Annotated in this window: 3 protein-coding genes and 1 pseudogene; all 4 read left to right on the top strand. The window is 58.8% G+C overall.

Annotated features, from left to right (window positions below):
- The coding region (locus AB3X96_RS42170; protein ID WP_368594367.1) for a transposase at positions 1-433 on the top strand (433 nt) is incomplete at its 5' end.
- Positions 434-538: 105 nt separating this feature from the next.
- Positions 539-760: a tyrosine-type recombinase/integrase gene (locus AB3X96_RS42165; RefSeq protein ID WP_312883708.1), complete on the top strand. Its 222-nt coding sequence runs from the start codon at positions 539-541 to the stop codon at positions 758-760.
- Positions 757-1,701, top strand: coding sequence for a tyrosine-type recombinase/integrase (locus AB3X96_RS42160; protein WP_368594366.1), 945 nt, complete (start codon positions 757-759; stop codon positions 1,699-1,701). The genes AB3X96_RS42165 and AB3X96_RS42160 overlap by 4 nt, the downstream gene beginning before the upstream one ends.
- Positions 1,698-2,696: pseudogene (locus AB3X96_RS42155) on the top strand (site-specific integrase). Before AB3X96_RS42160 ends, AB3X96_RS42155 begins: the two are co-directional and overlap by 4 nt.
- Positions 2,697-2,945: the final 249 nt, after the last annotated feature.

The raw sequence follows: 2,945 nt of genomic DNA, 5'->3' as shown, positions 1-2,945 counted from the left end.
TTGCACGGCGGCCGCCCTGAACTCAGCCGTATATGCCTGGTTTGGTACCTTGAACATTATTTTTTTCCTTCCTTCAGATCGAGTTTATACACGACCCGCTGGAAGGCGAAATTTCAGGGGAAGCTCACAGCAGGTAACGGGTCAGACAGTGAAGGTGGCATTCGCTGACCAAGGCTATACAGGGGAGGATGCGGCGCAGGCCGCGCGTGATGATGGCATTGAACTGCAGGTTATCAAGCTGCCGGAGGCGAAAAAAGGCTTTGTCCTCCTGCCGCGTCGCTGGGTGGTCGAGCGCAGCTTTGGCTGGTTGAACCGCTTTCGGCGGCTCACACGAGATTACGAGCGACTTCCGCAGACGCTTGCAGGGCTTCATTTCGTCGTCTTCGCAATGTTGATGCTCATTCATGCTGCGGCGATTATCCAAGGTTGCTAACACCCTCTAAGTCGTGATCGACCGTCCGGCCCATGTCGGCGGGTATTCTTGCGCTCAAGAGCTCCGTTCACCGGGTTTCGGAGCGCTTGTGCGGTCGGCTCCGTTGTGCGTCATTCGCTCCAGCGCGCCGGCATTGATGCGCCGACTATGGGAGCACACCAGTTTCGCCACGGATTGGCCACCGAGATGCTGTGCCACGGTGCGTCGCTCGGCGAGATCGGCGAACTCCTTGGACACCGGCATCCACAGACCACGAGGATTTACACGAAGGTCGATATCAAGGCGCTGCGTACGCTGGCCGTGCCATGGCCAGGAGGTGTGCGATGAACACGCTTCGGCAAGCAGTCGAGGAGTACGTCACCGTGAGACGTGCCCTGGGATTCAAGCTGAATGAGGCAGACAAGGGATTGCGCGACTTTGTCGGTTTCATCGAACAACGCCGTGCCTCGTACATCACGCAATCGCTCGCTCTCGAATGGGCTCAACAACCATCACACCAGCGACCCGCAAGCTGGGCACAGAGGCTGGGCTTTGTCCGTTTGTTCGCGCGCTATCGCAGTGCAACCGATCCACGCACCCAGATCCCAGCGCAGGGCCTACTTCCGTTTCGGCCGACGCGGGCACGACCATATCTATATTCGGACGGCGAGATCCGGGCGCTGCTGGACGCAGCACTTCATATGCCATGCAGGTTCCAACGGGATGAACTGCAGCCATGGACGTATCATTGCCTGTTCGGGCTCCTCAGCGTAACGGGTATGCGTCTGGGTGAAGTCAGAAACCTTGAGCTTGAAGACGTCGATCGGACGACAGGAATATTGACGATTCGCGGCACCAAGTTCGGCAAGTCGAGACTCGTGCCTTTACATGCTTCGACCTGCAAGGTATTGGCCACCTACATTGCACGCCGGCAATGTCTTTGGACCGGGCGAACCGTGTCATCCTACATGTTCGTTTCCAACAGGGGAAACCGGCTGGACAACAGCGAGATTCATCGCGCCTTTTATCGACTCTCCCGCCAGATTGGGCTGCGCGGCGAATTCGACAGTCACGGGCCACGGCTGCATGACATGAGGCACGTCTTTGCGACGAGAACGCTTTTACATTGGTACCGGTCCGGACAGGACCCCGAGCGTCGTCTGCCCATCCTGTCGGCCTACCTCGGTCATGTCCATGTGGCCGATACGCAGTGGTACCTCAACGCTTCGCCGGAACTCATGCGCGAGTCGATGCGCCGACTCGAGCGGCATTGGGAGAACCGCTCATGAACACGTCTGCCAGCTTTGCTCCCCTTCTGGAACGCTTCTTTATACAGCGCCTGATGCAGCAGCGGCAGGCCAGTCCTCACACCATCATCTCGTATCGAGACACCTTCCGCCAGTTTCTGAGGTTCGCCGAGCAACGCCTGCACAAGCCGCCGTCAGGTATGGACTTCAGGGACATTGACGCCCCGTTGGTCGCGGCGTTTCTGGACGACCTGGAGAAGCACCATGACGTAAGCGTCCGCAGCCGCAATCTCCGCCTCACGGCAATTCACTCGTTCTTCCGGTACGCAACACTCGAAGCCCCGGAGCATTCCGCACAGATTCAGCGCGTGCTTGCCATTCCCAGCAAGCGCTTCACCCGCACGCTCGTCAACTTCCTGACCCGTCCGGAGGTCGACGCACTCCTTGCCGCGCCAGATCAACGTACCTGGTCCGGCCGACGCGATCATGCCTTCCTGCTGGTGGCTGCGCAGACCGGCCTGCGTTTATCCGAGATGACCGGACTCAAACGTGAGGACCTCGTTCTGGGTGCCGGCGCTCATGTGCGCGTAATCGGCAAGGGCCGTAAGGAACGCTGCACGCCGGTCACGAGGTCCACGCGAGCCGTATTGAAATCCTGATTGCATGAGCCGCAGCGCGGTGATGGTGATGTGCTGTTTCCGAACGCCAGGGGAGGACGTCTCAGTGTTCACGGCGTGCAGTATCTGCTAAACAAACATCGAGAAGCGGCCTCAAGAGTGTGTCCCTCCTTGAACAAGAAGTGGATCACAGTCCACTGCTTGAGGCATACGGTGGCTATGGACCTTCTTCAATCGGGCGTTCCTCGCTCAGTGATTGCGTTGTGGCTCGGGCACGAATCGGTAGAAACAACGCAGATCTATCTCGAGGCGACGCTTGCAATGAAGGAGCAGGCCCTTGCGAAGATGTCGCCGCTACGCGGCAAGGCGGGGCGCTTCCGCCCGACAGACCAACTGCTCGCCTTTCTGAATAGCCTGTAGGTTCACGAAACTATGTTGGGCGATCGGGGCGATGCTTCTGTTCTGAGGCGCGCAATCCGTGGGCCAATATGAACTCTCATCGATATCGCCCGACATAGTCCGGCAGGGAAGATAGTGGCGCCTGTACTAAACCGCTGAAGCGGTAGTGGGGGGAATGGCTGACGTCAATGCCTGACGTTCAGGCAGCACGGTGGTCTACTGCCGAACCGCCGGCATGGCAGGCCAGCCGCCTGGAGCAGTATGGAAGTG

Origin of the sequence: Paraburkholderia sp. BR13439, from assembly GCF_040948805.1 — a bacterium.
Lineage (GTDB): Bacteria > Pseudomonadota > Gammaproteobacteria > Burkholderiales > Burkholderiaceae > Paraburkholderia > Paraburkholderia youngii.
This window is presented reverse-complemented; position numbering and strand designations above follow the sequence as displayed.

Coding starts and splice junctions, on each gene's coding strand:
- AB3X96_RS42160 (WP_368594366.1), top strand. CDS start 757: ATGAACACGCTTCGGCAAGCAGTCGAGGAGTACGTCACCGTGAGACGT.